The following is a 25,217-nucleotide window of genomic DNA, read 5'->3' as shown; positions in this document are numbered from 1 at the left end:
GCACGGCGGGGCAGTGATCACGCATGCCGGTCGATATCAGAGGTGCCTGCGGACCTCGGCCGCGAACTGCGGCACGCCCGTGCGGCCGAGCAGCACGAGCAGGCCCGGCACGGTGGTCGGCTCTCTCCGGTATGCGCGGGTGTCACACAGATGTGCCGGGTAGAGCACACAGGTGTCGAGGAATGCCGAGAACGCCACTCAGGCCACCCTCATCTCGTGGCTCGCGGAGTGGACGTGAGGTCGTACAACCCGTCTTCCTCGGCTTCAACCGTCATCCGGTCGAGCGTCTGCCGCCGTTCCTGACGGGTGCGCTCCTGATAGTCGAGGATGTCCCGCAACATGACTCGACGGTGGCGTCCTCGCATCGTGTGGGGGATCTCGCCGTCGGAGAGCAACCGGACCAGGGTCGGCCGGGAGATGTTGAGCAGATCCGCCGCCTCCTGCGTCGTCAGCATGGTGTTGTGCGGCGCGATGGAGATGGCCAGCCCTTCGGACAGGGCTGTCACGACGTCACGGAGCACGCCGTACAACTCGTCCGGAATCTCGATTTCGGAGCCGTCGGGGCCCACCAGCCGGGCCCGTGCGCGATTGCCTGCGCTCCGCAGCTCCTGCACGAATCGAGCCAGGTTGGCCGGGTCTTCGGGGGGTAGGACCGTGCGTTCGCGGAGTGCGCTGCTCATGGTCCGAGCGTATCGCTAATCGAAAAATCCGCAAAGACATCAGGGAATCTGACGAGATCATCCCGGTGGACGGCACGGCAGGCACGCCGAGATCTTGGACAGTTGACGCGTTCGGCGAACAGCAACTGTCCAAGGTCTGAGGCTGGAGCACGCGCGCCCACGGCGGGACGCGCGTCAGGCCCCGGGCCGCTCGGCGACGAACACGCCGACGCCATGCACGCCTTCCACCCAGCCCTGCATCTGCAGGACGAGGATCGCATGGCGAACGACGCCGGCGGAAACGCCGTGTTCCTCCCTGAGCTGAGCCGTAGATGGCAGCTTGTCACCGGGTGCGAGTTGTCCGGACGCGATCTGATCACGGAGCTGGTCCGCGATGTGCGCCCACTTTGCTTTGGCGGGCATGTTGACTCCCTGGTCTGCACCGCCATTCGATCACGACCAGGCAATACATGACAAGCAAGGTCTAGACCACCGTTGACTTTACTAGTCTTGTCTGACAAAGTTCTCCTCGGCTGGCTCCCTGGTCTGCAACCCGGAGCCGGTTGTCCTGCGCAGGACGCACCCGGTCGGCCATTCCCCCGGCCGACCGGGTGCCACCACCCCCACAGAACCTCGACACGAAGGGCCGGCGAGCGTGCACGTGACGACCGCGAAGGAGACGTTCCGCGTACCCGAAGGATTGTGGTGAGGTGGTCGGGCCGGCGGCGCGACGCGGCGCCCATCCCCCTCGGCCCGCGCCACCGGCGGACCTGGCGGGGCTGGCGGCGCTGGTGCTCGTGCGGCCTGCGCTGGGCGGTGTGCCCGGACCGGCACGCCCCACCGCCCACCGAGCCGCCCGCCCCGCCCGTCAGGGCTCCCGGTCCGGCGCGCAACAGCCGCTGGCCGGGCCGGGTGGCCGGCGCGACCGCACGGGCCCGGCGCAACGACGGCGCTCATGCGACGACCGCCCAGCACCTGCCGCTGCGCCCGCTCTGGCTGTGCCGGGCCTGCGCCGCACCCTGGCCGTGCGCGCCGGCCCGGCTTGCGCTGCTGCGGGAGTACGCCGACGACCGGGTCGCGCTGCTGATCCACCTGGCAGGGCTGCTGCACGAGGCGACGACCCAGCTCTACACGCTCAACCCGCACGACGCTCCGGAGCCGGCGCAGCTCTTCGCGCGCTTCCTCGGCTGGGCCCGGTCTCGTAGCCCTTCGTAGCGCACGACGACCTGCGCCATCACGCCCGCGCTGGACGAGTCGCGGGGCCACGGCCGGCTCGGCCATGATCGTCTGTCGTTTCTGGAGACGACACGCCGTAGCCCGTCTCCAGAATCAGCAGACGATCATGGCTGGCTGTGCGTGCCGGGCCGGACGGGCCGCCCGCGACCCCAGTGCGCTATTACCCGAACCGCTGTCCGAGCCACCCGACGACACCCTCGTGGTCGTCGAGGCGGAGCGGATCGTCTACACCGAGCACTGGCTGCGCCGCGACGGGTTCGTGCCCCGCCAGTTCTGGTGCCGCTGTGTCACCGCGCGGCGCGCAGCAGCCGGAGCTGGCCGATCTCGGCGACGTTCTTCATCAGCTCGGCGTTGACCCAACCCAGCAGGTGGGCGACGGTATGCCCGGCGTCGGCCGGCCACGGATACGCGACGACCCGGTCGAGGTCGGCGTCGCCTAGCCCGCCAAGGTGCCCGAGCCACCGCCGCCGCAGGTCGCGCAGCCACTCGATCGTCACCGCGCCGGCACCCGGCCAGGCGACCTCGGTGTGCTGGGGCACGGGCCGCCCCTGGAGGTGCTCCCCCGCCGACGACCACCACCACCCGATGTGCCAGGTCAACCACGCGATCGTGGGCACCGGCACCGGTTCGGGCTCCGTCTGCGCCCAGTCCGGGACCCACGTGCCGGCCGGGCCGGGCCGGACAGTCCAGCAGTGCGCGGCCGGCTCCCACAGGAAGTCGTCCGGCTCCAGCCGTTCGAGGTGGTATTCGAACAGGGCCCAGGTCAGGTCGAACTGCCACCGGACCAGGTCACCACGGGACGTCGACACCCGGGCATCCTGCCACCGGGCCTCGGTGCGGTCGACCGGATAACGGCGCGGCTCCGCGCTCAGCCCAGGGTGTCGTAGAAGCGGATCTTCTCGCGGAGGTGGTCGTACTGGCGCTGGAGCAGGCGCATCTGGTCCTCCACCCGTTCCGCGTGCCGCACCAGCAGCGCCCGACGCTCCCCGGTCGTGTGGTCGCCGGCGCGGGCCAGCTCGGCGTACCGGCACATCTCGGCGATCGGCATGCCCGTGTCGCGCAGGCAGCGGAACAGCGTCAGCCAGCCCAGGTCCTCGTCGGTGAACACCCGACGCCCGGCCGACGTGCGGCCGACGCCGCTGAGCAGGCCGATCTTCTCGTAGTAGCGCAGGGTGTCGAGGCTGAACCCGCTGCGGCGGGCGGCTTCCGAGGGGGCGTATCCGGTCACCGACGCACAGTAGCGCTTGACCTGGAGCGCGCTCCAGGTAGAAAACTGGGCGCATGACGACGACACGGACACTGGGTCGCAGCGGGATCGAGGTCAGCGCCATCGGCATGGGGTGCTGGGCGATCGGCGGGCCGCTCTGGGGCGACGACGGGCAGCCGTACGGGTGGGGCGAGGTCGACGACGACGAGTCGATCCGCACCGTGCACCGGGCCCTCGACCTGGGGGTGACGCTGTTCGACACGGCCAGCAACTACGGCGCCGGGCACAGCGAGCGGGTCCTCGGCCGGGCCCTCGCGGGCCGCCGGGACGAGGTGGTGATCGCCACCAAGTTCGGCAACCGTTCCGACGAGGCGACCCGGCTGGCCACCGGCACGGACGCCTCCCCCGCCTACGCCGTGGAGAGCCTGGAGGGGTCGCTGCGCCGGCTCGGCACCGACCACGTCGACCTCTACCAGCTGCACCTCAACGACCTGCCGGTGCCCGCCGCGCTCGACCTCGTCGACACCCTGGAGGGCCTCGTCGCCCAGGGCAAGATCCGGGCGTACGGGTGGAGCACCGACAACCCGGCCTCGGCGCGGGCGTTCGCCGAGGCGGGCGCGCACTGCTCGGCGATCCAGCACGACCAGTCGGTGCTGAAGGACAACGCGGCGATGCTCACCGTCTGCGCCGAGCTGGACCAGGCCAGCCTCAACCGGGGGCCGCTCGCGATGGGCCTGCTCACCGGCCGCTACCAGGGCAGTCCAGCGGCGCTGGGCGGCGACGACGTGCGCGGGAAGGCCCCGGAGTGGCTGGCGTGGTTCACCGACGGCCGGCCGACGCCGCAGTGGGCGGCCCGGGTCGCCGAGGTGCGCCAGGCGCTGACGGCCGACGGCCGTACCCTCGCACAGGGTGCGCTGGGGTGGCTGCTGGCCCGCAGCGACCGGACGCTGCCGATCCCCGGCTGCCGCACGGTGGCCCAGGCGGAGGAGAACTTCGCCACGCTCGCCCTCGGCCCGCTGCCGGCGGACGCGTTCGCGGAGGTGGAGCGCCTCCTGGCCGACCTGCGCCCGGCCGGCGTCGGGGGCTGACCGGCAGGCGGCGTCGGGGCTGACCGGCCGGGTGGCCTCGTGAGGTGAGCGGGCTCCTTCATCCCGCTCACCGCATCCAACCGCCCTCCCGTGACCGAAGATGGGGGCATGCGGATCCTCCTGGCCGGCGCGTCCGGCTTCCTGGGCACCCGGCTGGCCGACCACCTCACCGCGGACGGCCACCGGGTGACCCGCCTGGTCCGGCGGCCGGCGCGCACCGGCGACGAGCGGCAGTGGAACCCGACCGCCGCGCAGCTCGACCCGGCGGTGGTCGCCGACGCCGACGCCGTGGTCAACCTGGCCGGCGCGGGCGTCGGCGACAAGCGGTGGAACGACGCGTACAAGGGGCTGATCAGGTCCAGCCGGGTCGACTCGACCACCACGCTGGCCATCACGATCGCGGGCCTGCCGGCCGCCGACCGGCCGACGGTGCTGCTGAACTCCTCGGCCGTCGGCTGGTACGGCAACACGGGCGACCGGGTGGTCGAGGAGGACGCCCCGGCGGGCGAGGGCTTCCTCGCCGACGTGTGCCGGGTCTGGGAGGCGGCCACCCGTCCCGCCGAGGACGCCGGGGTGCGGGTCGTCCGGCTGCGCACCGGGCTGCCGCTGCACCGCGACGGCGGGCTGCTCAAGCCGCAGCTGCTGCCGTTCAGGCTGGGCATCGCCGGGAGGCTGGGCAGCGGCCGGCAGTGGCTGCCGTGGATCTCGATGGCCGACTGGCTGCGCGCGGCGCGGTTCCTGCTGGACCGCGACGACGTGGCCGGGGCGGTCAACGTCGTCGGCCCCGCCCCGGTCACGAACGCCGAGTTCACCCGGGAGCTGGCCCGCCAGTTGCACCGCCCGGCGGTCGTGCCGATCCCGGCGCTGGCCCTGAAGGTGGCCCTGGGCGGCTTCGCCCAGGAGGCGCTCACCAGCGCCCGGGTGCTGCCCGCCGTGCTGACCCGGGCCGGCTTCGCGTACCACCACCCGGACCTGCCGAGCGCCCTGCACGCCGCCCTCAACGACTGATCAGCAGCCGAGCACCCAGTAGCCGGGGGCGGTCTGCTTCAGCGTGGACGTGTAGAAGACGTTGTAGAGGCCCATCCGTTGGTTGCTGCCGAGCGCGTACGCGTAGCCGCCGGACTGGTAGGCGCGCCCGGCGGCGACGTGGGCGTAGTTGCTGGCGGTGACGCACGTGGGCGACGCGGTCGGGGTGGGCGAGGCGGTCGGCGAGGCCGTCGGGGTGGGGGTGGGCGACGCGGTGGCCGTCGGGGTCGGGCCGGGCGACGCGCCGCCGCCGTCGAGGCCGAAGAAGACCGCGTCGCGGTACGTCGAGCAGATCGTGTCGAGGAAGTACGCCGCCGCGGTGCCGCACTGGTCGGCGCCGGAGCCGGGGTCGACGGGGGTGCCGTGGCCCATCCCGGCGACCCGGTAGAGGCGGACGGCGTCGTCGCCGTACACCTCCAGGGCGGTGCCGGCGGGCAGCGACGCCGTGCCGGTGGGGGTCTGCGCGACGCCGAGCACGTTGGTCCACTGGTCGCGCGACTCGACGGCGTTGGCCGGCACGACGGTGCTGTCGGCGGTGCCGTGCCAGATGGCCACCCGGGGCCGGCGGCCGGCGTACCCGGGGTACGCGGCCCGGACGAGGTCGCCCCACGCGGTGGGGGTCTTGTCGACCCCGCTGTACTGGCAGACGCTGGTGGACGCGGGCGGGGAGCAGCGGTAGGGCACGCCGGCGATGACCGAGCCGGCGGCGAACAGCTCGGGGTACGCGGCGAGCATGACCGAGACCATCGCCCCGCCCGCCGACAGCCCGCTGATGGCGATGCGGCTGCCGTCGAGGCCGTACGTGGTCTTCGCGTACCCGACCATCTGCGCGATCGACGCCGCCTCGCCCTGGCCCCGGGCGATGTCGCCCTCGGTGAACCAGTTGAAGCAGGTCAGCGCCTGGTTGGCGCTGGACTGCTGGGGCACGATCAGGGCGAACTTCCACTGGTCGGCGTACTTCTGCCAGCCGGAGTTGGCGACGTAGCCGGCGGCGTTCTGGGTGCAGCCGTGCAGCAGGACGACGGCGGGCGCGTTCGCCGGGAGGCCGTCGGGCCGGTAGGCGTACATGGTGAGGTTTCCGGGGTTGGCGCCGAAGCCGGTGACCTGGGTGAGGGTGGCGGCCCGGGCGGGCGCGGCGACGACGGCGACCAGGGCCGCCGCGGCGAGCGCGGCCCCGGCGACCGCCCCGGCGAGCCGGGTGAGCGAGGTGGTGGAGCGGCGCACGACGACCTCCTGTCGCGGATTGTGAACTGAGTCACTTCCGAGTTGCCGCGACGTTACGTCGGTGTTTCCTCCCGCCGACATGGTCGCCGGTCACACATTCGCGGCCGTCGACGTGTGCCCGTGTCGCCCCGGCGTGCCCAGGTCCGGTTGGTAACGTCCGCTGCGTGCCGCCCTCCCCGCCCCCCGCCGCCGGACCGGCGACCGGCACCGCCGCCGGCTCCCGCAACCGGCGCGCCGACGCGCTCTTCGCGCTGCTCGCGCTGGCCCTCGCCGGCTGGGTCACCAGCGGGCTGTGGCTGAGCCCCGACCAGCGGGTGATCACCGTCAACTCCAGCGACCAGGCGCTGTTCGAGTGGCTGCTCGCCTTCGGCGGGCACGCGCTGACCCACGGCGAGAACCCGCTCTTCACCACCCTGCTCAACGTCCCCGACGGGGTGAACCTCGCGGTCAACACCTCGATCACCGTGTACGCGGCCGTGTTCGCGCCGCTGACGTACCTGATCGGGCCGCCCGCGACGTTCCTGGTGATCCTGACCCTCAACCTCGCCGTCACCGCGCTGGCCTGGTACCTGCTGCTGTCCCGGCAGCTCGTGCGCAGCCGGCTCGCGGCGGGCGTCGGCGCGCTGTTCGTGGCGTACTCCCCCGGCATGGTGTCGCACGCCAACGCCCACCTGAACTGGACCGCCGGGTGGCTGGTGCCGCTGCTGCTGTGGCGGGTGTTCGCCCTGCGCGAGCCGGGGCGCTGGCTGCGCAACGGGGTCGTGCTCGGCGTCGCCGTGGCGGTCGCCTTCTCCATCGCCGCCGAGGGGTTGTTCTTCACCGCCCTCGCGCTCGGCGTGTTCCTGCCGATCTGGGCGCTGCACCCCGAGCGGCGGGCGCGGGCCCGCGCGGCGCTGCCCGCCTTCGCGCGCGGGCTGGGCGTGACCGCGCTGACCGCCGGGGTGCTGCTGGCGTACCCCCTGTGGCTGCACTTCGCCGGCCCGCAGCGCTTCCACGGCACCGGCTTCGACCCGGTCATCCACGCCGAGGACATCGCCGCGTACGCGGCGTACCCGCGCCGGTCCCTCGCCGGCGAGGCGGGGCTGGGCACCTCGCTCGCGCCCAACCCGACCGAGGAGAACTCGTTCTTCGGGGTGCCGCTGCTGCTGCTCGCCGTCGTCTGCCTCGGCTGGCTGTGGCGGCGGGACCGGGCCCTGCGGGCCACCCTCGCCGCCCTTGGCGGCACCGCCGTCGTGTTCACCGTGCTGTCCTGGGGGCCCCGGGCCAAGTGGGCCGGCCGGCACACCGACACCCCGCTGCCGTTCCTGCTGCTGGACGACCTGCCGGTGGTCAACGCCGCCCTGCCGGCCCGGCTGGCCCTGATCGTGGCCCCGGTGTTCGGGGTGCTGCTGGCGTACACCGTCGACCGGCTGCGGGCCGACCCGCCACGCCGCCGGGCCGCGCGGGCCGCCTGGGTGCTCGGCCTCGCGGCGGCGCTGCTGCCGCTGCTGCCCACGCCGCTGCTGACCAGGGTCCGCGAGCCGGTGCCGGTGTTCATCACCGCCGGCACCTGGAAGGAGTACGTCTCCCCGGGCGGGACCCTCACCCCGCTGCCGCTGACCCTCGACGTGACCCCGGACGGGCAGCGCTGGCAGGCGTACGCGCTCGCCCACCGGCAGGGTGAGTTCCGCCTCCCGGCGGGGTTCTTCCTCGGCCCCGGCGGCCCGGACGGCCGGGGCCGGATCGGGCCGCCGCCGCGCACCTTCGACACGCTGATGGACCAGGCGGGCCGCACGGGGCTCGTCCCGATCATCACCGAGGGCAGCATCCGGTTGTCCCTGGCCGACCTGCGGTACTGGGGGGTCGAGGTGGTGGTCCTCGCCGACCGGGTGGAGGGCGCGAAGTACGACCTCGACGAGGACGCGCTGCGCCGCACCGCCACCGCCCTGCTCGGCCCGCCGCAGCGGGTCGACGACGTGTGGCTGTGGCGGGTGCCACCGGCCTGACCGGCGGGTACGGGACTAGGCTGGTGGGCGTGACCGCGACGATTCCGGGGCTGACCGCCGTCCGTGCAGGGGTGCTCGACTACCAGGCCGCGTGGGACGAGCAGCGACGGCTGCACGAGTCGGTGGTGGCCGGCGAGCGCGGCGACACGGTGCTGCTGCTGGAGCACCCGAGCGTCTACACGGCCGGCAAGCGCACCGAGCCGTGGGACCGGCCGCTGGACGGCACCCCCGTCGTCGACGTGGACCGCGGCGGCAAGATCACCTGGCACGGCCCGGGGCAGCTGGTCGGCTACCCGATCGTGAAGCTGCCCGACCCGGTGGACGTCGTCGCGTACGTGCGCCGCACCGAGCAGCTGCTGATCGACGTCTGCGCCGAGTTCGGCCTCGCCGCCGACCGCGTCCAGGGGCGCAGCGGTGTCTGGGTGCCCGAGGACGACCGGGGCCCGGCCCGCAAGGTCGCCGCCATCGGCATCCGGGTCGCCCGTGGGGTCACCCAGCACGGCTTCTCGATCAACTGCGACTGCGACCTGGCGTACTTCGACCGGATCGTGCCCTGCGGCATCCGCGACGCCGGGGTCACCTCGCTCACCGCGGAGCTGGGCCGCCCGATCACCGTGGCCGACGTGCTGCCGGTGGTGGAGCGCCGCCTGCCCACGCTGGTCACGCTCTAGGCCCCTGGTCACGCTCTGGGCCCTGGTCACGCTCTAGGCTCGGCGGGTGCAGATCGACCTCGTCACCCTCGTCGTCGCCGAGTACGACCCGGCTATCGCCTTCTTCATCGAGGTCCTCGGCTTCGAGCTGGTCGAGGACTCCCCGGCGCAGACCACCGACGGCCGCCCGAAGCGGTGGGTGGTGGTCCGCCCGCCGGGCGCGCAGACCGGCCTGCTGCTGGCCCGCGCCGACGGCGAACGGCAGGAGGCGGCGGTCGGCGCCCAGACGGCCGGGCGGGTCGGCTTCTTCCTGCGGGTCGACGACTTCGACGCCGCCTATCGCCGTCTCGTCGACGCGGGCGTGGAGTTCCTCCGGCCGCCGCGCGCCGAGCCGTACGGCCGGGTGGCCGTCTTCCGCGACATCGCCGGCAACCCCTGGGACCTGCTCGGCCCGGCCTGACCCGACTGACGCGGCGCGGATCGGGGCACTTGCACGGCGGGTCCCGGGCCGCAACGCATGCACTCAACGTGACCAACCTCCTCCCACCCACACCCCGATCCTTCCCCTTTGCTCTGCACCCACCCACGCAGCGGTAACGGAGGGTGGCTGTTGCGTATGCGGGTGCAGAGCAAAGGGCCGGGAACGGGTCGTGTGGGGTCGGCAAGGTAGGCCAGGTCGGCGACCTCCACCTGGGGCGCGACCGGGATGACCGCGCCCCAGGAGCAAAATTCCATCACCCAGGGTCACATTGACCGCGAGGTCCGCGAGTCGTCACACCGGGTAGCCGCCAGGCGGGGCGGGGCGCGTCAGGGGGTGAGGCGGTGCAGGTCGCGGGGGAAGGCCGTGACCTCGCGGACGTTGGCCGCGCCGACCAGGCGGGCGACGAAGCGTTCCAGGCCGATCGCGAAGCCGCCGTGCGGCGGCATGCCGTGCCGGAACGCGTCCACGTACCCGGCGTACGGCTCGACCGGCTCGCCGCGCGCTGCGAGCGCCGCCAGGTAGTCGTCGTGCCGGTGCAGGCGCTGCCCGCCCGTGACCAGCTCAAGGCCGCGGAACAGCAGGTCGAACCCGTTCGAGTACGCCGGACGCGCCGGGTCGGGATGGGTGTAGAAGGGCCGCTTCGCCATCGGGTACCCGGTGACGAAGACGAACTCGCTGCCGTGTTCGCGGCGGGCCCACTCCCCCAGCGCCCGCTCGTGGGCGGGGGCCAGGTCCGGCTCGTCGGCCGGCGCGCCGGCGATCGCCAGGGCCTCGGTGAAGTGGACGGCGGGGATACTCCCCGGCACCTGCGGCACCGTCACGCCCAGCGTGCCCAGCGCGGTGCCGGCCCGGTCCGCCACCGTCGCCAGCATCCCGGCGAGGGTGTCCCGCAGCACGGCCATCACATCGGTGTGGTCGCCGACGAAGCCCAGCTCCGCGTCAAGGGAGGTGTACTGGGCCAGGTGCCGGGCGGTGTCGTGCGGCTCGGCCCGGAACACCGGCCCGACCTCGTACACACGCTCGAAGACGCCGACCATGAGCTGCTTGTAGAACTGCGGCGACTGGGCGAGGTACGCGGGCCGGCCGAACCAGTCCAGCGCGAAGACGTTCGCCCCGCTCTCGGTGGACGAGGCGACCACCTTCGGCGTGTGGATCTCCACGAAGTCGCGGGCGTCGAGGGCCGCCCGGAACCCGGCCACCGCCGCCGCCGCAACGCGCAGCGCCGCCGACCTGCGCGGATGGCGTAGGGCGACGGGTGCATGGTCGAGCTGGGTGGGCAGGGTCGCCGCCAGCGCCGGCCGGTACAGGTCGAACGGGGGCGCGGCGGCGGGCGGGCCGAGCGGTCGTACCGTCGGATGGGTCAGCTCGACCCCGGCGGGAGCCGCCGGGGTCGCGACCACCGTCGCGGTGACCTCGACGACGGTCTCCTCGGTGAGCTGCTCGACGGCAGCGCGGGCGGCCGGGTCGGCGGCCACGACCTGGGCCAGGCCGGCGGCGTCCCGGATGATCAGGAACGCCACCGACTTGAGCAGCCGGCGGCGGTGGACCCAGCCGGCGACCCGGACGGTCGCGCCGACGTGGGCGGGGAGCTGGGTGGACAGGATGCGTTGCAAGGCGGTTACCTCCTCGATCGATCGCAACGCGATCCCCGGGAGGTGTGGGCGAGCGGGTCCTCGCGGTGCCACCACACCTTCGCCCCCGCGCGCGGGGGCCTCGTTCGTCGCCTGGTGACCGGGGCCAGCCGGGCGGGTTCTACTGGGCGCGCGTCGCGGAGGACAGCGCCGTTCTTCCCGCAGCTCGGGAGGGTCTTCGCGCGCCGTCGCCAGACCGCCTCGCAGCGTTCGGCGGCTCTCTGGACTGGCGGGGCGACGCGCTACTCGGCTCCGTCGCAGCTTTGCGGGCACGCTAGCAGCCGGACGCGGCGGTGTAACGGGGTTTTCGGCGGTGGCGGTGGGCGGCGTCACAGGAAACGGGAGGTGACGGGCGTCGCGTCCCGTTCATCGACGGCTGCCGTCGGGCGTAGGCTCGGTTTTGTGACGATCGAGCACGCCGCGTCGACGACGCCGACGACGACCGAGCAGCCGACGACCAGCCCCGCCTCGCGTACCGCGACGGTCGCCCCCGAGGGGCGGCGCCTGCTGCGCATCGAGGCGCGCAACGCCGAGACGCCGATCGAGCGCAAACCGCCGTGGATCAAGGTGAAGGCCAAGATGGGGCCGGAGTACACCCAGCTGCGCGGGCTCGTCTCGCGCGAGGGGCTGCACACCGTCTGCCAGGAGGCCGGCTGCCCCAACATCTACGAGTGCTGGGAGGACCGGGAGGCCACGTTCCTCATCGGCGGCGACCAGTGCACCCGGCGCTGTGACTTCTGCCAGATCGACACGGGCAAGCCGGCCGAGTTCGACGCCGACGAGCCGCGCCGGGTCGCCGAGTCGGTGGTGTCGATGGGCCTGCGGTACGCCACGATCACCGGCGTCGCCCGCGACGACCTGCCCGACGGCGGGGCCTGGCTGTACGCGGAGACGGTCCGCCAGATCCACGCCCTCCAGCCGGGCTGCGGGGTCGAGCTGCTGATCCCCGACTTCAACGCCGTCCCCGAGCAGCTCGCCGAGGTGTTCGGCGCGCGCCCGGAGGTGCTGGCGCACAACGTCGAGACGGTGCCGAGGATCTTCAAGCGGATCCGGCCGGCGTTCCGCTACGAGCGCTCGCTGGACGTGATCCGGCAGGCCCGCGCCGACGGCCTGGTCACCAAGAGCAACCTGATCCTCGGCATGGGCGAGGAGCGGGCCGAGGTGTCCCAGGCGCTGCGGGACCTGCACGACGCCGGCTGTGAGCTGATCACCATCACGCAGTACCTGCGCCCGTCGCCCCGGCACCACCCGGTGACCCGGTGGGTGAAGCCGGAGGAGTTCGTGGAGCTGCGTGAGGAGGCCGAGGAGATCGGCTTCGCCGGGGTGATGAGCGGGCCGCTGGTGCGCTCGTCGTACCGGGCGGGCCGGCTCTACCGGCAGGCCCTCGACGCCCGCGAGGCCGTGCGCGCCTGAGCCACGCCCCCCGGGGGGCTAGATCCACCTGTTCGGATGATGTCCCAACAAACGGGGCGGCTATTGCCATCGATACGTTGATGGTGGTGAATTTAGTCATGCCCCTGCCGCACACCGTCATCATCGGCGCCGGTCCCGCCGGCCTCACCGCCGCGTACGAGCTGACTCGACGCAACGCCCCCGTGGAGGTGCTGGAGGCCGACGACGTCGTGGGCGGGATCAGCCGCACCGTCGAGCGGGACGGGTGGCGGTTCGACATCGGCGGGCACCGGTTCTTCACCAAGGTCGGCCGGGTCGAGGAGTTCTGGCACGAGGTGCTGCCCGACGGCGACTTCCTGCTGCGTCCCCGGATGAGCCGGATCCACTACCGGGGCAAGCTGTTCGACTACCCGCTGCGGGCCGGCAACGCGCTGGGCAACCTGGGCATCGTCGAGGCGGTGCGCTGCGTCGGGTCGTACGTGTGGGCGCGGCTGCGGCCACCGGCGGACCAGAGCCACTTCGAGGGCTGGGTGTCGGCCCGCTTCGGCACCCGCCTGTACCGGATGTTCTTCAAGACGTACACCGAGAAGGTCTGGGGTTTTCCGGCCACCGAGCTGCAGGCCGACTGGGCGGCCCAGCGCATCCGCAACCTGTCCCTGGCCGGCGCGGTGCGCAACGCGTTGCTGCCCCGCCGGGCCCGCGCCGACATCACCAGCCTGATCGAGGAGTTCCAGTACCCGAAGCTCGGCCCGGGGATGATGTGGGAACGCTGCGCCGAGCTGGTCGCGAAGGCCGGCGGCACGGTGACGATGGGCACGTCGGTGACGCGGGTGCACCGGGCCGACGGCCGGGCGGTCGCGGTGACCGTGGCGGGCCCGGACGGCGAGCGCCGCATCGAGGCCGACCACGTGATCTCCAGCATGCCGCTGCCGGAGCTGGTGCGGGCCGTGGACCCGCCCGCGCCGCCGCCGGTGCTGGCCGCCGCCGACGCGCTGCGGCACCGCGACTTCCTCACCGTGGCGCTGGTCGTGCCGGCCGACGCCGGGTTCCCGGACAACTGGATCTACGTGCACACCCCGGGGGTACGGGTGGGCCGGATCCAGAACTTCGGCTCCTGGTCGCCGTTCCTGGTGCGGGACGGGTTCACCTGCCTCGGGCTGGAGTACTTCGTCGACGAGGGTGACGACCTGTGGGAGTCGGCCGACGACGACCTGGTGACCCTGGGCACGGCCGAGCTGGAGGCGCTCGGGCTGGTGCGCCCCGGGGCGGTCTCGGCCGGGTACGTGGTGCGGATGCCGAAGGCGTACCCGGTCTACGACTCCGGCTACGAGCAGGCCGTGGAGACCATGCGCCACTGGCTCGCCGAGGCGCTGCCGAACGTGCACCCGGTGGGCCGCAACGGCATGCACCGCTACAACAACCAGGACCACTCGATGCTCACGGCGATGCTGACCGTGGAGAACATCCTCGACGACGCCGACCACGACGTGTGGGAGGTGAACGTGGAGGAGGAATACCACGAGCAGGCGGACGCATCGTCGTCCTCCGCCTCGGCCGACGGGCGGCACGGCACGGGCCGGGCCGCCCCGGTGCTGCCCCGCCGCCCGTGACTGCCGGCCGCGGATCAACGGGGCCGGCGGCGACCACCTAGACTCTGCGGCATGGCGAAGCCCCAGGAGAAGGTCTCGTTCGGCCAGCGGCTGAAGCAGATCGGGATGGTGTTCAAGTTCACCGCCAAGCAGGACAGGTGGTTCGCTCCGCTTGCCGCCGGCGCGGTGCTGATCCCGCTCGCGCTGACCGTGGTCGCGGTGCTCCTCTGGGGTTGGCTCTGGCTGCCGCTGGGCATCCTGCTCGCCCTGCTCGCCCTGTTGATCGTGCTCAACCTGCGGTCCAACGCCGCGATGATGAATGCCGCCGAGGGGCAGCCCGGCGCGGCGGCGCAGATCATGGAGAGCATGCGCGGTGACTGGCGGGTGTCCCCGGCGGTCAGCGCGACCACGCAGATGGACATGGTGCACCTCGTGATCGGCCGTGCCGGCGTGATCCTGCTGGCCGAGGGGCACCCGCAGCGGGTCCGCGGCCTGCTGGGGCAGGAGAAGCGGCGGCTGGCCAAGGTGATCGGCTCCGCGCCGCTGCACGACTACGTGATCGGCCAGGGCGAGGGTGAGCTGCCGATCCGCAAGCTGCGGATGACGCTGATGCGGCTGCCGCGCGCCCTCAGCGGCAAGGACGTCAACGCCCTCGACAAGCGGCTCAAGGCGCTCACCGCCCGCCCGCAGATGCCTAAGGGCGCGATCCCGAAGAACATGCGCCCGCCGCGTGGCGCGTTCCGGCAGACCCGGGGCCGCTGACGCCCTACCCGCGCGGCGCGGCGGCGATCACCGAGCCGGTGAGGCGGTCGTGCAGGCCGCGGCGGTGCTCGTCCATGATCAGGGCCGGGACGACCAGGGCGAGCAGGAGGCCACGCAGCAGCGCCCGGGCCAGGCCGATCCGGCCGCCGTCGGCCCAGGACAGGCAGCGGATCCGGGTGACGTACATGCCGGGGGTCTGCGCGAACAGGCCCAGGAAGAAGCCGTACTCGACGATCAGCACCGCGACGGGGGCCCAGCCGTCGCGGACCGGGTCGGCGAAGAAGTTGGACACCAGCAGGCAGAGCACCCAGTCGATCACCAGGGCGCCGAACCGGCGGCCCAGGGTGGGCGGCGCGAACGCGGGGTCGGCGGCGGGCGGCGCGGGGGGCTGCGGCATGGTCACGACCGCCAAGGGTAGTCAGGGGCCCGGACGTGGCCGGAAGCACACCCGCCGCCGAACCGGACAAAAGGCGTTGATCTGCGGCACATCGCCGCGCCGGGTATCGTCCGAACGGACATCCGACGGCGACTGACCGGCGCTTATGACGCAGCGCGAGCGACGTAACACGACAGAAACACAGCAGATACGACCGGGCAACCGCACGGCCATAGCGTCGCCAACAGCCAGCCACCCGTGGACGTGCCAGGAGGACGTGTGTTCGCCAATCCCGAGGAACTGCTGCGATACCTCAAGAACGAGGACGTGAAGTTCGTCGACGTACGTTTCTGTGACCTGCCCGGCGTGATGCAGCACTTCAACCTGCCGGTGGAGTCCTTCGACGACAGCGTCTTCAACGACGGTCTCGCCTTCGACGGATCGTCGATCCGCGGCTTCCAGGCGATCCACGAGTCGGACATGCTCCTGCTCCCGGACGTCGCGAGCGCCTTCATCGACCCCTTCCGCGCGCAGAAGACCCTCGCGCTCAACTTCTTCATCCACGACCCGTTCACCCGTGAGGCCTACTCCCGGGACCCGCGGAACGTGGCGAAGAAGGCCGAGGCGTACCTCGCCGCGAGCGGCATCGCCGACACCGCGTACTTCGGCGCCGAGGCGGAGTTCTACATCTTCGACTCGATCCGCCACGAGACCTCGGCCCACCAGTCGTTCTACTACATCGACTCGATCGAGGGCGCCTGGAACACGGGCCGCGAGGAGCCGGGCGGCAACCGCGGCTACAAGACCGCGTACAAGGGCGGGTACTTCCCGGTGCCGCCGGTCGACCACTACGCCGACCTGCGCGACGGCATGGTCCGCCGCCTGGTCGACGCCGGCTTCACCGTGGAGCGCTCGCACCACGAGGTCGGCACCGCCGGCCAGTCGGAGATCAACTACAAGTTCTCCACCCTGCTGCACTCGGCCGACCAGCTCCAGCTCTTCAAGTACCTGATCAAGAACGAGGCCTGGGTCAACGGCAAGACCGCGACGTTCATGCCGAAGCCGCTCTTCGGCGACAACGGCTCGGGCATGCACACCCACCAGAGCCTGTGGCTGAACGGCGAGCCGCTGTTCTACGACGAGACCGGCTACGCCGGCCTGTCGGACACCGCCCGCTGGTACATCGGCGGCCTGCTGCACCACGCGCCGTCGCTGCTGGCGTTCACCAACCCGACGGTCAACTCGTACCGTCGCCTGGTGCCCGGCTACGAGGCCCCGGTGAACCTGGTCTACTCGCAGCGCAACCGCTCCGCCTGCACCCGTATCCCGGTGACCGGCAGCAACGCGAAGGCCAAGCGCGTCGAGTTCCGCGTGCCGGACCCGTCGAGCAACCCGTACCTCGCCTTCTCGGCGATGATGATGGCCGGCCTCGACGGCATCAAGAGCAAGATCGAGCCGCCGGCGCCGATCGACAAGGACCTGTACGACCTGCCGCCGGAGGAGTGGGGCTCGGTCAAGCAGGTTCCGGGCTCGCTGCCCGAGGTGCTCGACGCCCTCGAGGCCGACCACGACTACCTGCTCGACGGCGGCGTCTTCACGCCGGACCTGATCTCCACCTGGGTGGAGTGGAAGCGGGCCAACGAGGTCGACCCGGTGCGCCTGCGCCCGACCCCGCACGAGTTCGCCATGTACTTCGACTGCTGAGCCTTCGACTGCTGAGCACTGCGGACTGCTGAGCCCTCGGGCCGGCACCTCCTTCAGCACCGGCCGGGCCGGTTCCGCCGCACGCGGAGCCGGCCCGGCCGCTTCGCATCTGCCGGCACGGCAACCGATCGCCGAGGGAGCTCCAGGTGGCACAGGGGCTGAGACCGCCTAGGGAGCTGAGTCGTTTACGACATCACCCGGCCCCGGGCCCACCCGACACCGTGATGTCCGAGCCCAACCGAGACCGTGCTGTCCGAACCCACCCGACGCCTCGACGTCCGAGCCCACCGACGCCGTGATGTCGCCGATGACTCAGCTCCCTAGGGGCCGCACGGAGCCTTGCCATCCCCGTCCCCGCCGATTTCGCCATCGTCGCCCACGCCGCGGTCTCCGCCACCTCCACCTCCGCCGCCACTTGCACCGCCACCGCCACCGCCACCGCGCCGACCGCCGGTGGCGCGAACCGCCGCCAGCGTCGCCACTGCCGCCAGCGTCAGCAGCAGCGCCGTCATCGCGATCGCGCCCGGGGCCTTCGTGGAGCGGGCCAGGTTGGTGCCGTCGGGCAGGACGAGGACGGCGGCCACCGCGCTGGGCAGCACGAACCACGTGGTCCGGGCCGGTCGGATCACCGAGACGGCGAGCAGCGTCAGCGGCCAGATGGCGTACCAGGGGTGGAAGACCGGCGAGAGGGCGACGGTGGCGGCCAGCGCCAGCCCCGCCCCGAGCAGCGCCACCCGGGGCCGGGCCGCCGCCGGGGCGCCCGCCCCGTGGGGTACGGCGTCGAGCCGGCGCAGCGACCGCCACGCCCAGCACCACAGGGCCACCAGTGTCGCCGCGAGCAGCAGCAGGCCGACGGCCCGGGTCACCGGCACGGCGTCGGGCCGCCGCCCGGCCCACTCCCCCGCGTAGTCGACGACGAAGCCGACTGCCGTCGGCGGTGAGGTCCACTGCGCGGAGTCGCCGCTGCGGGCCAGCCCCTCGACCCAGCCCAGGCCCAGCCCGGACGCCACGGAGGTCGCCAGCAGCGCGGCGAGGACGCCGCCGGCCAGCAGGGCCCCGGCGCGCAGCAGCGCCCGCCAGGTGCACCGGCCCCGCACGGCGGCCAGCGCCGCGAACGGCAGCACCACCACGGCGGTCGCCTTGACGGCCACGGCCAGCCCGAGCAGCACCCCGGCCAGCAGGAGCACCCCGGCAGTCGGAGCCGGCCCAGCAGTCGACGGCCCGGCCGGCGGCGGCCCAGCAGTCGGGACCAGCCCGACCGGCCGGCGGACCAGCATCAGCAGGCCGACCAGCAGCAGGCCGAGGGCCACCGCGTCGTTGTGCGCGCCGGCCACCAGGTGCACCCCAACCAGGGGCGCGGCCAGTGCCAGCCAGGCGGCCCGCCGGACCGGCACGCCCGCCGCGCGGGCCAGCCCCGGCAGGCAGTACGCGGCCAGCAGCACGCCCGCGACGGCGTACAGCCGCAGGAGCGCGACGGCACCGGCGAGCCCGCCGCCGACGGTCACCGCGAGCGCGGCGAGCAGCACGAACAGCGGGCCGTACGGCGCGGGAGTGTCCCGCCAGATCGGGGCGACCGAGTCCAGCCACGGGCAGCCGGCCGCCGCCACCCCCAACCGGTACGGGTCGCGCCCGTGCGCGTACGACCAGCCCTGGCAGGCGTACGAGTAGACGTCGCGGCTGCCCAGCGGCGGCGTCGCCAGCAGCAGCAGCCAGAGCCCGGCGGTCGTGTACGCCCACCGGCCCGACGGGGCGCCGTCGCGCAGCGCCCACCACGCCCCGACCATCAGCGCGGTGCCGACCAGCCAGCAGCCCAGCACCGCCGGGCCGTGCGGGCCCCGCCACACCTGGGCGGGCGTGCCTCCGGTCAGGTCGGGCAGCGCCCCGCCCAGCCAGCCGGCGACGGCGAGCAGAGCGGCACCGAGCAGTCCCGCCCAGCGGGCGACGACGGCCACCGGCACACCCTTCGCTCAGTCGGCTCCCCGGATGGCGGGGTCCGGCGCGCGGTCCGCCGCGCGATCCGCCCTGGCCGACCGTACCAACCGCACGGCCGCCCAGATCAGCAGAAGCGTCATCAGCGGGGCACCTGGCAGCTTCGTGTACCGGGCCAGCCCGGTGCCGTCCGGCAGCACCAGGAATGATCCGACCAGCGCGACCGCGGCGAACCACACGCCGTCGCGGGCGGTGGCGGCGAGCACCGTGAGCGGCCAGATCCAGTACCAGGGGTGCACGATCGGGGAGAGCGCGACGGTGGCCGCCAGCGCCAGGCCGGCGTGGAAGAACGGGTCGCGGGTGCGGGCCCGCCACCACAGCCACAGCAGCAGCGCGGCGAGCGCGAGCACCCCGATGGCACGGGCCACCGGCAGGGCATCGACGTGCAGCCCGAAGAGCAGCGCGACGTACCCGGCGGTCTGTCCGACGGCGGTCGGCGGCGAGGTCCAGGCGATCACCTCGCCGCCGCTCTCCAGCCCGCCGATCCACCCGAAGTCCAGCCCACCGGCGAAGGTCACCCCCATGACGGTGGCGACTGCCCCGGCGACCACCGGGCCACCGTCCCGCAGCAGCGCGCGGAACCGGTACGGCCCGCCGATCGCCGCCAGCGCCGCGAACGGGATCACCACCAGCCCGGTGATCTTGATGGACACGGCCAGCCCGAGCAGCACTCCCCCGGCCAGCAGCGGCACGGGGCGGCCCGGCCGGGCGGCAACCACGGCCAGGCCGGCGACCAGCAGGCCCACCATCAGCGCGTCGTTGTGCGCCCCGGCCACCAGGTGCACACCGATGAGCGGGCTGGCCAGCGCCAGCCACAGCGCCCGCCCGACGGGAACCCCGCAGCGGCGGGCCAGCACCGGCAGACAGGCGGCGGTCAGCGTCACCCCGGCCACCGCCAGCAGCCGGAACGCGACGACCGCGCCGGTCAGCGACCCGGTCGCCTTGACCACGGCACCGGCGATCAGCACGAACAGCGGTCCATACGGGGCCGGGGTGTCCCGCCAGATGTACGAGATGGTGTCCAGCCACGGGCAGGGCAGCGCCGACACGCCGTACTCGTACGGGCTGATGCCGTTGGCGAAGCTCGCCCCCTGGCAGGCGTACGCGTAGGCGTCCCGGCTGCCCATCGGCGGCACGAACAGCAGGGGCAGCAGCCAGAGCCCCACCGTGACCAGGGCCCACCGCGCGGACGGCACCGCGTTCCGCAGCGACCACCAGGCCCACGCCATGAGCGCGGTGCCGACCAGCCAGGACGCGAGGATCAGCGGCCCGTGCGGGCCCTGCCAGATGCTGACCGGGGTGGGACGCAGGTCCCCGTCCGGGAACACGCCGCCGAGGAACGCGGACACGGCGAGCAGCAGGGAACCGGCCAACCCGGTCCAGCGCGCGAGGTGGTGAGGCACGCCCGCCATGCTGCCAGTACGGTGGTCGCGGTACGGAGGTGGGCATGCGTCGCAGTCGGGTGGTGGCGGTTGCCGCCGCGTCGGCGGCGGCCCTGGGCGTGGCGTACCTGCTGCTGCCGAGGATGGGCTCGGACCTGTCCGCCCAGGTGGCCCGGGCCGACTTCTTCGCCGCGCACGGTGCCGCCCTGGTCGACCTCCGGTGGTACGGCGGCATCCACCCGCTCGGCTACAGCCTGGTCTCGCCGCCGGTGATGGCGGTCCTCGGGGTCCGGGTCACCGGTGCCCTGGCGCTGGTGGCCTCGGCGGCTGTCTTCGCGGCCCTGCTGGTGCGGACGCGTGTGCCCCGCCCGATCCTCGGGAGTCTGGTCGGGGTGCTCACCATCGCCGGAAACCTGGTCTCCGGCCGGGTCACCTACGGGCTCGGCGTAGCGTTCGGGCTGGCCGCGCTGCTCGCCCTCACCATGCCGACGAACGTGTCCCCCGGCCGGCGCCGACTGCGTGCCGGGCTGGCCGTCGCCGCAGCGCTGCTGGCGTCGGCAACCAGCCCCGTCGCCGGCCTTTTCGTCGGGCTGGCCGGAGCCGCGCTGCTGCTCACCCGCCGGTACGGCGACGGCCTGCTGCTGGGCGTCGGCGCGGCCGTTCCCCTGGCGGTCACCGGGTTGTTGTTCGGCGAGGGCGGCTGGATGAACATCAGCCGCACCGACACGGTGCGGGCGGTGCTCACCAGCCTGCTGGTGGCCGCGCTCGTGGCGTACCGCCCGGTCCGGGTGGGCGCCCTGCTGTCGGCGGGCGGGGTGCTGCTCGCCTCCGTCGTGCACACGCCCGTCGGGCTGAACGCGACCCGGCTGGCGGTGATGTTCGCGCTGCCCCTGCTCGCGGCGGCCGCCCGCCTGCCCGCTCCGGCGGCCCGGCGGGTGCCGCCGGGACTGCGCCGGGGCGGCGTGGCCGGCGTCGCCCTGGCGGCGCTGCTGGCCGCCGTCTGCTGGTGGCAGCCCCCGGTGGTGCCGGCCGACCTGCGCAGCGTCGGGGATCCGACCAGCGATCCGGCCTACTTCGCGCCGCTGCGTGCCGAACTGGCGCGGCGGGGGCTCACCGGCCGGGTCGAGGTGCCGCCAACCCGGAACTATTGGGAGGCCGCGCTCCTGGGCGACGTGCCGCTGGCGCGGGGCTGGCTGCGGCAGGCGGACGTCGACCGCAATCCCCTCTTCTTCGGACAGGTGCCCGGCGCGGAGGGGACGGGCGTGCCGCTGACGGCCGCCAGCTATCGGGACTGGCTGGCCGACAACGCCGTCCAGTACGTGGCAGTCCCGGATGCTCCGCTGTCCTGGGTCGGCAGGCCGGAGGCTCAGCTCGTCACCGACGGCCTGCCCTATCTCCGGCCGGTCTGGCAGGACGCGCACTGGCGACTGTTCGTCTTCACCGAGGCCCAGCCCCTCGTCGGAAAGCCGGCCACTCTCGTCGGGCAGACGGCGTCAGCCGTCACCTTCACCACCAGGTCGGACGAGCAGGTGTTGATCAGGGTGAGATACAGCCGGTGGCTGCGGACCACTGCCGGCGTCACGTTGCGGCCGGCGGGCGGATGGACGCTTGCGCGACCGCCAGGACCGGGGACCTTCACGCTGACCGGTTGACGCGGTTAAGAAGGGCCCCTGCTATGCAGAAGGTGATAAGAAGGGGCCCTTCCTTGCGCCTCAGGCATCGAGGACGCGTTCCATCGCCGCGCGGGAGCGGCGGCCCGTGCGCAGGTACTCGTCGAGGAACTCGCCCGGGTCGTCGCGGCCGAGCAGCCGCACCACCCCGGCCAGTTCCACGCCGTGCCGGGGCAGCTGGTCGCCGGAGCGGCCCCGCACCAGCATCAGCGCGTTACGGACCTGCGCGGCGAGCGTCCAGCCGGCGGCCATCGCGGTGGCGTCCGCCGGGTCGACGAGGCCCGCGCCGGCCGCCGCCGCGAGCGCGTCGAGGGTACGCGTGCCGCGCAGCTCCGGCAGCCGGCCGGCGTGCCGGAGCTGGACCAGTTGCACCGCCCACTCGACGTCGGCGAGCCCGCCCCGGCCCAGCTTGGTGTGGGTGGCCGGGTCGGCGCCCCGGGGCAGCCGCTCGGTCTCCACCCGCGCCTTGATCCGGCGGATCTCGACGATCTGCTCCCGGGTGAGTCCGTCGGCGGGGTAGCGAACGGGGTCGACCATCGCCTCGAACTCGGCCCCCAGGTCGGCGTCGCCGCAGACGAACCGGGCGCGCAGCAGCGCCTGCGCCTCCCACACCTTCGACCAGCGGGCGTAGTACTGGGCGTAGGCGGCGAGGCTGCGCACGAGGGGGCCCTGCCGGCCCTCGGGGCGCAGATCGGCGTCGACGCCGAGCGCCGGGTCGGGGGCGGGGGCTGACAGCAGCCGGCGCAGCTCCTCGGCGACGGCGTGGGCGGCGGCGCTGGCCGCGCCCTCGTCGGCCCCGGCGGGCGGGTCGTAGACGAAGAGCACGTCGGCGTCGGAAAGGTAGTTGGACTCGTACCCGCCGAGCCGGCCCATGCCGATCACCGCGAACCGCAGGCCGGGCAGGGCCGGCTGGGCGGCCCGGGCGGCCCGGGCGGCGCGCAGCGCGGCGGCGAGGGTGGCGTCGGTGACGTCGGACAGGGCGGTGCCGACGGCGGTGACGTCGGCGAGGCCGAGCGCGGCCCGTACGTCGGCGTCGGGGCGGCCAGCGGCGGCGTCGGGGTCCCGCCCCGATGCCGCCCGGTCGGCGTCCCGGCCGGGAGTGGGGGCCAGCGAGCCGGCCCGGCTCAGCATGTCGGCGCAGGCGATGCGGACCAGTTCCCGGCGGCGCAGCGCGCGTACCGCCCGGGTCGCCTCGACGGGGTCGGCGGCGTGCCGGGCCGCCGCGGCGGCGAAGCCCTCGCAGAGGACGGCGCGCGGGCGGGGGGTCAGCTCGTTCTCCTCGGCGAGCAGCCGCAGCGCCTCCGGCTCGCGGGCCAGCAGGTCCGCCGCGTACCGGGAGGAGGACAGGACGCGGGCCAGCCGGCGGGCCACCGGGCCGGAGTCGCGCAGCAGCCGCAGATACCAGGGGGTGCTGCCGAGGGAGTCGGAGACCTGCCGGTAGTTGAGCAGCCCCCGGTCCGGCTCGGGGGCGTCGGCGAACTCGCTGAGCAGCACCGGCAGCAGGGTGCGCTGGATGGCGGCGGTGCGGCTCACCCCGCCGGTGAGGGCCTGCAGGTGCCGCAGCGCCCCGGCCGGGTCGGCGAAGCCGAGGATCTCCAGCCGGTGCCGGGCCGCCTCGGGGGTGAGCCGCAGCCCGTCGGCGGGGACGCGGGCCACCGACTCCAGCAGGGGCCGGTAGAGCAGCTTGGCGTGCAGCCGGCGTACCTCGGTGGCGTGGGTGACCCACTCGGCGCGGAACTCCTCGACGGCGCTGCGGCCCCGCGTGGCCACGTAGCCGAGGGCTGCGGCGAGCCAGCGCAGCGCGGCCGGTTCGGTCGGCACGGTGTGGGTGCGGCGCAGGCCCTGGAGCTGGAGCCGGTGCTCGACGCCGCGCAGGAAGCGGTAGCCGCGCAGCAGCGCCTCCCCGTCGGCCCGGCCCACGTAGCCGCCGGCGACGAGGGCGCGCAGGGCGGGGATCGTCCCGGGTACGCGCAGCGTCTCGTCGCCGCGGCCGTGCACCAGTTGCAGCAGCTGGACGGCGAACTCGATGTCGCGCAGCCCGCCGGGGCCGCGCTTGATCTCGCGGTCCAGCTCCTTCGGCGGGATGTTGTCGATGATCTTCCGGCGCATCGACCGGACGTCGTCGACGGCCTCGGGTCGCTCGGCGGCGGTCCACACCAGCGGGGCGAGCTGGTCGATCCACTCCTGGCACAGCGCCAGGTCGCCGGCCGCCGGGCGGGCCTTCAGCAGCGCCTGGAACTCCCAGGTGCGCGCCCAGCGCCGGTAGTAGGCCAGGTGGCTGGCGAGGGTGCGCACCAGCGGGCCCCGGCTGCCCTCGGGGCGCAGCGCCGCGTCGACGGGCCAGGCGACCAGCCCGCAGACGTGGATCAGCCGGGTGGCGATCGTGGTGGCCGCCGGCAGCTCGTCGTCCTCGGCGCAGACGAAGATCACGTCGACGTCGGAGACGTAGTTGAGCTCGCCGCCGCCGCACTTGCCCATCGCGACCACGGCGAGGCGCGGCACGGCGGTGCCCTCGGGCAGCTCGCCCACCGCGATGTCGTACGCCGCCGCGAGGGTGGCGTCGGCCAGCGCGGACAGCGCGGCCATGGTCTGCTCCAGGGCCCGGCCGCCGGTCAGGTCGGCCGCCGCGATGCGCAGCAGGGCCAGCCGGTACGCCTGCCGCAGCACCGCCACCGGCTGGGTGGACGGGGTGAGGCGGGCGGCGGCGGCCAGGTCGAGCCGGCCCTCGGCGGCGGGGGCGAGCCCGTCGGGGTCGGTGGCGAGCACCGGCCACTGGTGGGGGTTGGCCACCAGGTGGTCGCCGAGGGCCGAGGACGCGCCGAGCACGGCGACGAGCCGTCGGCGCAGCCCCGGGTCGGCGTGCAGGGCGTCCAGCACGGCCGAGCCGGCGGCGCGGTCACCGTCGCCCCCGGTGGCTTCGGCGACGCCCCCGGTGGTGCGGCGCTCGGCCTCGACGAGGCGGTGCAGCTGGCGCAGGGCCAGGTCCGGGTCGGCGGCCCGGGACAGCGCGGCCAGCAGCTCGGCGGCCCGGTCGTCGATCGGCTCCTGCTCCTGCGGGTGCCACAGGTCGAGCCCGGCCGGGCCGAGCAGGTCGGCGGCACGGGAGCTGTCGTCGGTGCCGAAGCCGTAGCGGGCCAGCCGGCCCCGGGCGGGTCTGCTCATCGTC

Annotated in this window: 22 protein-coding genes and 1 pseudogene; 12 read left to right on the top strand and 11 right to left on the bottom strand. The window is 73.8% G+C overall.

The window, feature by feature from the left end; translation table 11 throughout:
* Positions 1-36 precede the first annotated feature (36 nt).
* The 3 genes from TK50_RS35075 to TK50_RS23255 form a co-directional block, all read right to left on the bottom strand.
* On the bottom strand, positions 37-198 hold the full coding sequence (locus tag TK50_RS35075; RefSeq protein WP_229405107.1) for a VapC50 family PIN domain-containing toxin: 162 nt from the start codon (positions 196-198) through the stop codon (positions 37-39).
* Between the two features lie 11 nt (positions 199-209).
* A complete protein-coding gene (locus TK50_RS23260; RefSeq protein WP_043967118.1) occupies positions 210-680 on the bottom strand; it encodes a helix-turn-helix domain-containing protein in 471 nt (156 codons plus the stop codon).
* Between the two features lie 174 nt (positions 681-854).
* Entirely contained in the window at positions 855-1,082 is a 228-nt protein-coding gene (locus TK50_RS23255) for a winged helix-turn-helix domain-containing protein (protein WP_043967116.1), read from the bottom strand.
* Positions 1,083-1,364: 282 nt separating this feature from the next.
* Here TK50_RS23255 and TK50_RS35745 point away from each other — a divergent pair, with 282 nt between their 5' ends.
* Positions 1,365-1,874: a hypothetical protein gene (locus tag TK50_RS35745; RefSeq protein ID WP_387161384.1), complete on the top strand. Its 510-nt coding sequence runs from the start codon at positions 1,365-1,367 to the stop codon at positions 1,872-1,874.
* A 193-nt stretch (positions 1,875-2,067) separates the two neighbouring features.
* Positions 2,068-2,250 (top strand): annotated as a pseudogene (locus TK50_RS35070) (hypothetical protein); the annotation flags it as partial.
* Here TK50_RS35070 and TK50_RS23245 read toward each other — a convergent pair.
* Together TK50_RS23245 and TK50_RS23240 are read right to left on the bottom strand one after the other, a co-directional pair.
* Complete coding sequence (locus TK50_RS23245; RefSeq protein ID WP_043967114.1) at positions 2,183-2,704, bottom strand: DinB family protein; 522 nt, start codon at positions 2,702-2,704, stop codon at positions 2,183-2,185. The pseudogene TK50_RS35070 and the gene TK50_RS23245 overlap by 68 nt on opposite strands.
* A gap of 59 nt (positions 2,705-2,763) precedes the next feature.
* Positions 2,764-3,123, bottom strand: a complete 360-nt coding sequence (locus TK50_RS23240) for a MerR family transcriptional regulator (RefSeq protein WP_043967112.1) — start codon at positions 3,121-3,123, stop codon at positions 2,764-2,766.
* Positions 3,124-3,176: 53 nt separating this feature from the next.
* Between TK50_RS23240 and TK50_RS23235 the strand changes: the two genes are divergently transcribed.
* Both TK50_RS23235 and TK50_RS23230 read left to right on the top strand, forming a co-directional pair.
* The gene (locus TK50_RS23235; protein WP_043967110.1) at positions 3,177-4,190 is read left to right on the top strand and encodes an aldo/keto reductase; all 1,014 of its coding nucleotides are present in this window, start codon (positions 3,177-3,179) and stop codon (positions 4,188-4,190) included.
* Between the two features lie 108 nt (positions 4,191-4,298).
* The gene (locus tag TK50_RS23230) at positions 4,299-5,198 is read left to right on the top strand and encodes a TIGR01777 family oxidoreductase (protein WP_043967108.1); all 900 of its coding nucleotides are present in this window, start codon (positions 4,299-4,301) and stop codon (positions 5,196-5,198) included.
* Here the strand turns inward: TK50_RS23230 and TK50_RS23225 are convergent, their stop codons facing one another.
* On the bottom strand, positions 5,199-6,440 hold the full coding sequence (locus tag TK50_RS23225; protein WP_043967106.1) for an extracellular catalytic domain type 1 short-chain-length polyhydroxyalkanoate depolymerase: 1,242 nt from the start codon (positions 6,438-6,440) through the stop codon (positions 5,199-5,201).
* A gap of 164 nt (positions 6,441-6,604) precedes the next feature.
* On the opposite strand from TK50_RS23225, the gene TK50_RS23220 reads away from it, so the two are divergent.
* Genes TK50_RS23220 through TK50_RS23210 form a run of 3 tightly spaced genes read left to right on the top strand, consistent with a single transcriptional unit; the run spans position 6,605 to position 9,535 of the window.
* Positions 6,605-8,425 carry a DUF6311 domain-containing protein gene (locus TK50_RS23220; RefSeq protein WP_043967103.1) on the top strand — a complete coding sequence of 607 codons (1,821 nt, stop codon included), beginning with the start codon at positions 6,605-6,607 and terminating at the stop codon, positions 8,423-8,425.
* Between the two features lie 29 nt (positions 8,426-8,454).
* Positions 8,455-9,096 carry a lipoyl(octanoyl) transferase LipB gene (gene lipB / locus TK50_RS23215; protein ID WP_043969281.1) on the top strand — a complete coding sequence of 214 codons (642 nt, stop codon included), beginning with the start codon at positions 8,455-8,457 and terminating at the stop codon, positions 9,094-9,096.
* Between the two features lie 46 nt (positions 9,097-9,142).
* Positions 9,143-9,535 (top strand): VOC family protein, encoded by a 393-nt coding sequence (locus tag TK50_RS23210; protein WP_043967101.1) that lies wholly within the window; start codon positions 9,143-9,145, stop codon positions 9,533-9,535.
* A 347-nt stretch (positions 9,536-9,882) separates the two neighbouring features.
* Here the strand turns inward: TK50_RS23210 and aspS are convergent, their stop codons facing one another.
* Entirely contained in the window at positions 9,883-11,169 is a 1,287-nt protein-coding gene (gene aspS / locus TK50_RS23205) for an aspartate--tRNA(Asn) ligase (protein ID WP_043967099.1), read from the bottom strand.
* Positions 11,170-11,532: 363 nt separating this feature from the next.
* Here aspS and lipA point away from each other — a divergent pair, with 363 nt between their 5' ends.
* The 3 genes from lipA (at position 11,533) to TK50_RS23190 (ending at position 14,930) form a co-directional block, all read left to right on the top strand.
* Positions 11,533-12,600, top strand: a complete 1,068-nt coding sequence (gene lipA, locus TK50_RS23200; RefSeq protein WP_199486131.1) for a lipoyl synthase — start codon at positions 11,533-11,535, stop codon at positions 12,598-12,600.
* A gap of 98 nt (positions 12,601-12,698) precedes the next feature.
* Positions 12,699-14,189, top strand: a complete 1,491-nt coding sequence (locus TK50_RS23195; RefSeq protein ID WP_043967096.1) for an NAD(P)/FAD-dependent oxidoreductase — start codon at positions 12,699-12,701, stop codon at positions 14,187-14,189.
* Positions 14,190-14,240: 51 nt separating this feature from the next.
* Positions 14,241-14,930, top strand: coding sequence for a DUF4191 domain-containing protein (locus tag TK50_RS23190; RefSeq protein ID WP_043967094.1), 690 nt, complete (start codon positions 14,241-14,243; stop codon positions 14,928-14,930).
* 4 nt (positions 14,931-14,934) lie between these two features.
* On the opposite strand, the gene TK50_RS23185 is transcribed toward TK50_RS23190, so the two are convergent.
* On the bottom strand, positions 14,935-15,327 hold the full coding sequence (locus tag TK50_RS23185; RefSeq protein WP_043969279.1) for an RDD family protein: 393 nt from the start codon (positions 15,325-15,327) through the stop codon (positions 14,935-14,937).
* A 258-nt stretch (positions 15,328-15,585) separates the two neighbouring features.
* Between TK50_RS23185 and glnA the strand changes: the two genes are divergently transcribed.
* The gene (glnA, locus tag TK50_RS23180; protein ID WP_043967093.1) at positions 15,586-17,010 is read left to right on the top strand and encodes a type I glutamate--ammonia ligase; all 1,425 of its coding nucleotides are present in this window, start codon (positions 15,586-15,588) and stop codon (positions 17,008-17,010) included.
* A gap of 320 nt (positions 17,011-17,330) precedes the next feature.
* Here the strand turns inward: glnA and mptB (TK50_RS23175) are convergent, their stop codons facing one another.
* Complete coding sequence (gene mptB, locus TK50_RS23175) at positions 17,331-18,968, bottom strand: polyprenol phosphomannose-dependent alpha 1,6 mannosyltransferase MptB (RefSeq protein WP_199486130.1); 1,638 nt, start codon at positions 18,966-18,968, stop codon at positions 17,331-17,333.
* A 9-nt stretch (positions 18,969-18,977) separates the two neighbouring features.
* Positions 18,978-20,402: a polyprenol phosphomannose-dependent alpha 1,6 mannosyltransferase MptB gene (gene mptB / locus TK50_RS23170; RefSeq protein ID WP_199486129.1), complete on the bottom strand. Its 1,425-nt coding sequence runs from the start codon at positions 20,400-20,402 to the stop codon at positions 18,978-18,980.
* A gap of 44 nt (positions 20,403-20,446) precedes the next feature.
* Here mptB (TK50_RS23170) and TK50_RS23165 point away from each other — a divergent pair, with 44 nt between their 5' ends.
* Entirely contained in the window at positions 20,447-22,033 is a 1,587-nt protein-coding gene (locus TK50_RS23165; RefSeq protein ID WP_043967089.1) for a hypothetical protein, read from the top strand.
* A 60-nt stretch (positions 22,034-22,093) separates the two neighbouring features.
* Here the strand turns inward: TK50_RS23165 and TK50_RS23160 are convergent, their stop codons facing one another.
* Positions 22,094-25,213: a bifunctional [glutamine synthetase] adenylyltransferase/[glutamine synthetase]-adenylyl-L-tyrosine phosphorylase gene (locus TK50_RS23160; RefSeq protein WP_043967088.1), complete on the bottom strand. Its 3,120-nt coding sequence runs from the start codon at positions 25,211-25,213 to the stop codon at positions 22,094-22,096.
* Positions 25,214-25,217 lie beyond the last annotated feature (4 nt).

It is taken from the genome of Micromonospora haikouensis (assembly GCF_000876225.1).
In the GTDB taxonomy this organism is placed as follows: domain Bacteria; phylum Actinomycetota; class Actinomycetes; order Mycobacteriales; family Micromonosporaceae; genus Micromonospora; species Micromonospora haikouensis.
The sequence above is the reverse complement of the archived record's forward strand: the minus strand, read 5'-3'. Positions and strand labels throughout refer to the sequence as shown.

Excerpts from the sequence above, each read along its gene's own strand:
- TK50_RS23165 (WP_043967089.1), top strand. The coding sequence starts at position 20,447 with ATGCGTCGCAGTCGGGTGGTGGCGGTTGCCGCCGCGTCGGCGGCGGCC.
- TK50_RS23255 (WP_043967116.1), bottom strand. The coding sequence starts at position 1,082 with ATGCCCGCCAAAGCAAAGTGGGCGCACATCGCGGACCAGCTCCGTGAT.
- TK50_RS23160 (WP_043967088.1), bottom strand. The coding sequence starts at position 25,213 with ATGAGCAGACCCGCCCGGGGCCGGCTGGCCCGCTACGGCTTCGGCACC.
- TK50_RS23195 (WP_043967096.1), top strand. The coding sequence starts at position 12,699 with ATGCCCCTGCCGCACACCGTCATCATCGGCGCCGGTCCCGCCGGCCTC.
- TK50_RS23185 (WP_043969279.1), bottom strand. The coding sequence starts at position 15,327 with ATGCCGCAGCCCCCCGCGCCGCCCGCCGCCGACCCCGCGTTCGCGCCG.
- TK50_RS23235 (WP_043967110.1), top strand. The coding sequence starts at position 3,177 with ATGACGACGACACGGACACTGGGTCGCAGCGGGATCGAGGTCAGCGCC.
- TK50_RS23190 (WP_043967094.1), top strand. The coding sequence starts at position 14,241 with ATGGCGAAGCCCCAGGAGAAGGTCTCGTTCGGCCAGCGGCTGAAGCAG.
- TK50_RS23230 (WP_043967108.1), top strand. The coding sequence starts at position 4,299 with ATGCGGATCCTCCTGGCCGGCGCGTCCGGCTTCCTGGGCACCCGGCTG.
- TK50_RS23260 (WP_043967118.1), bottom strand. The coding sequence starts at position 680 with ATGAGCAGCGCACTCCGCGAACGCACGGTCCTACCCCCCGAAGACCCG.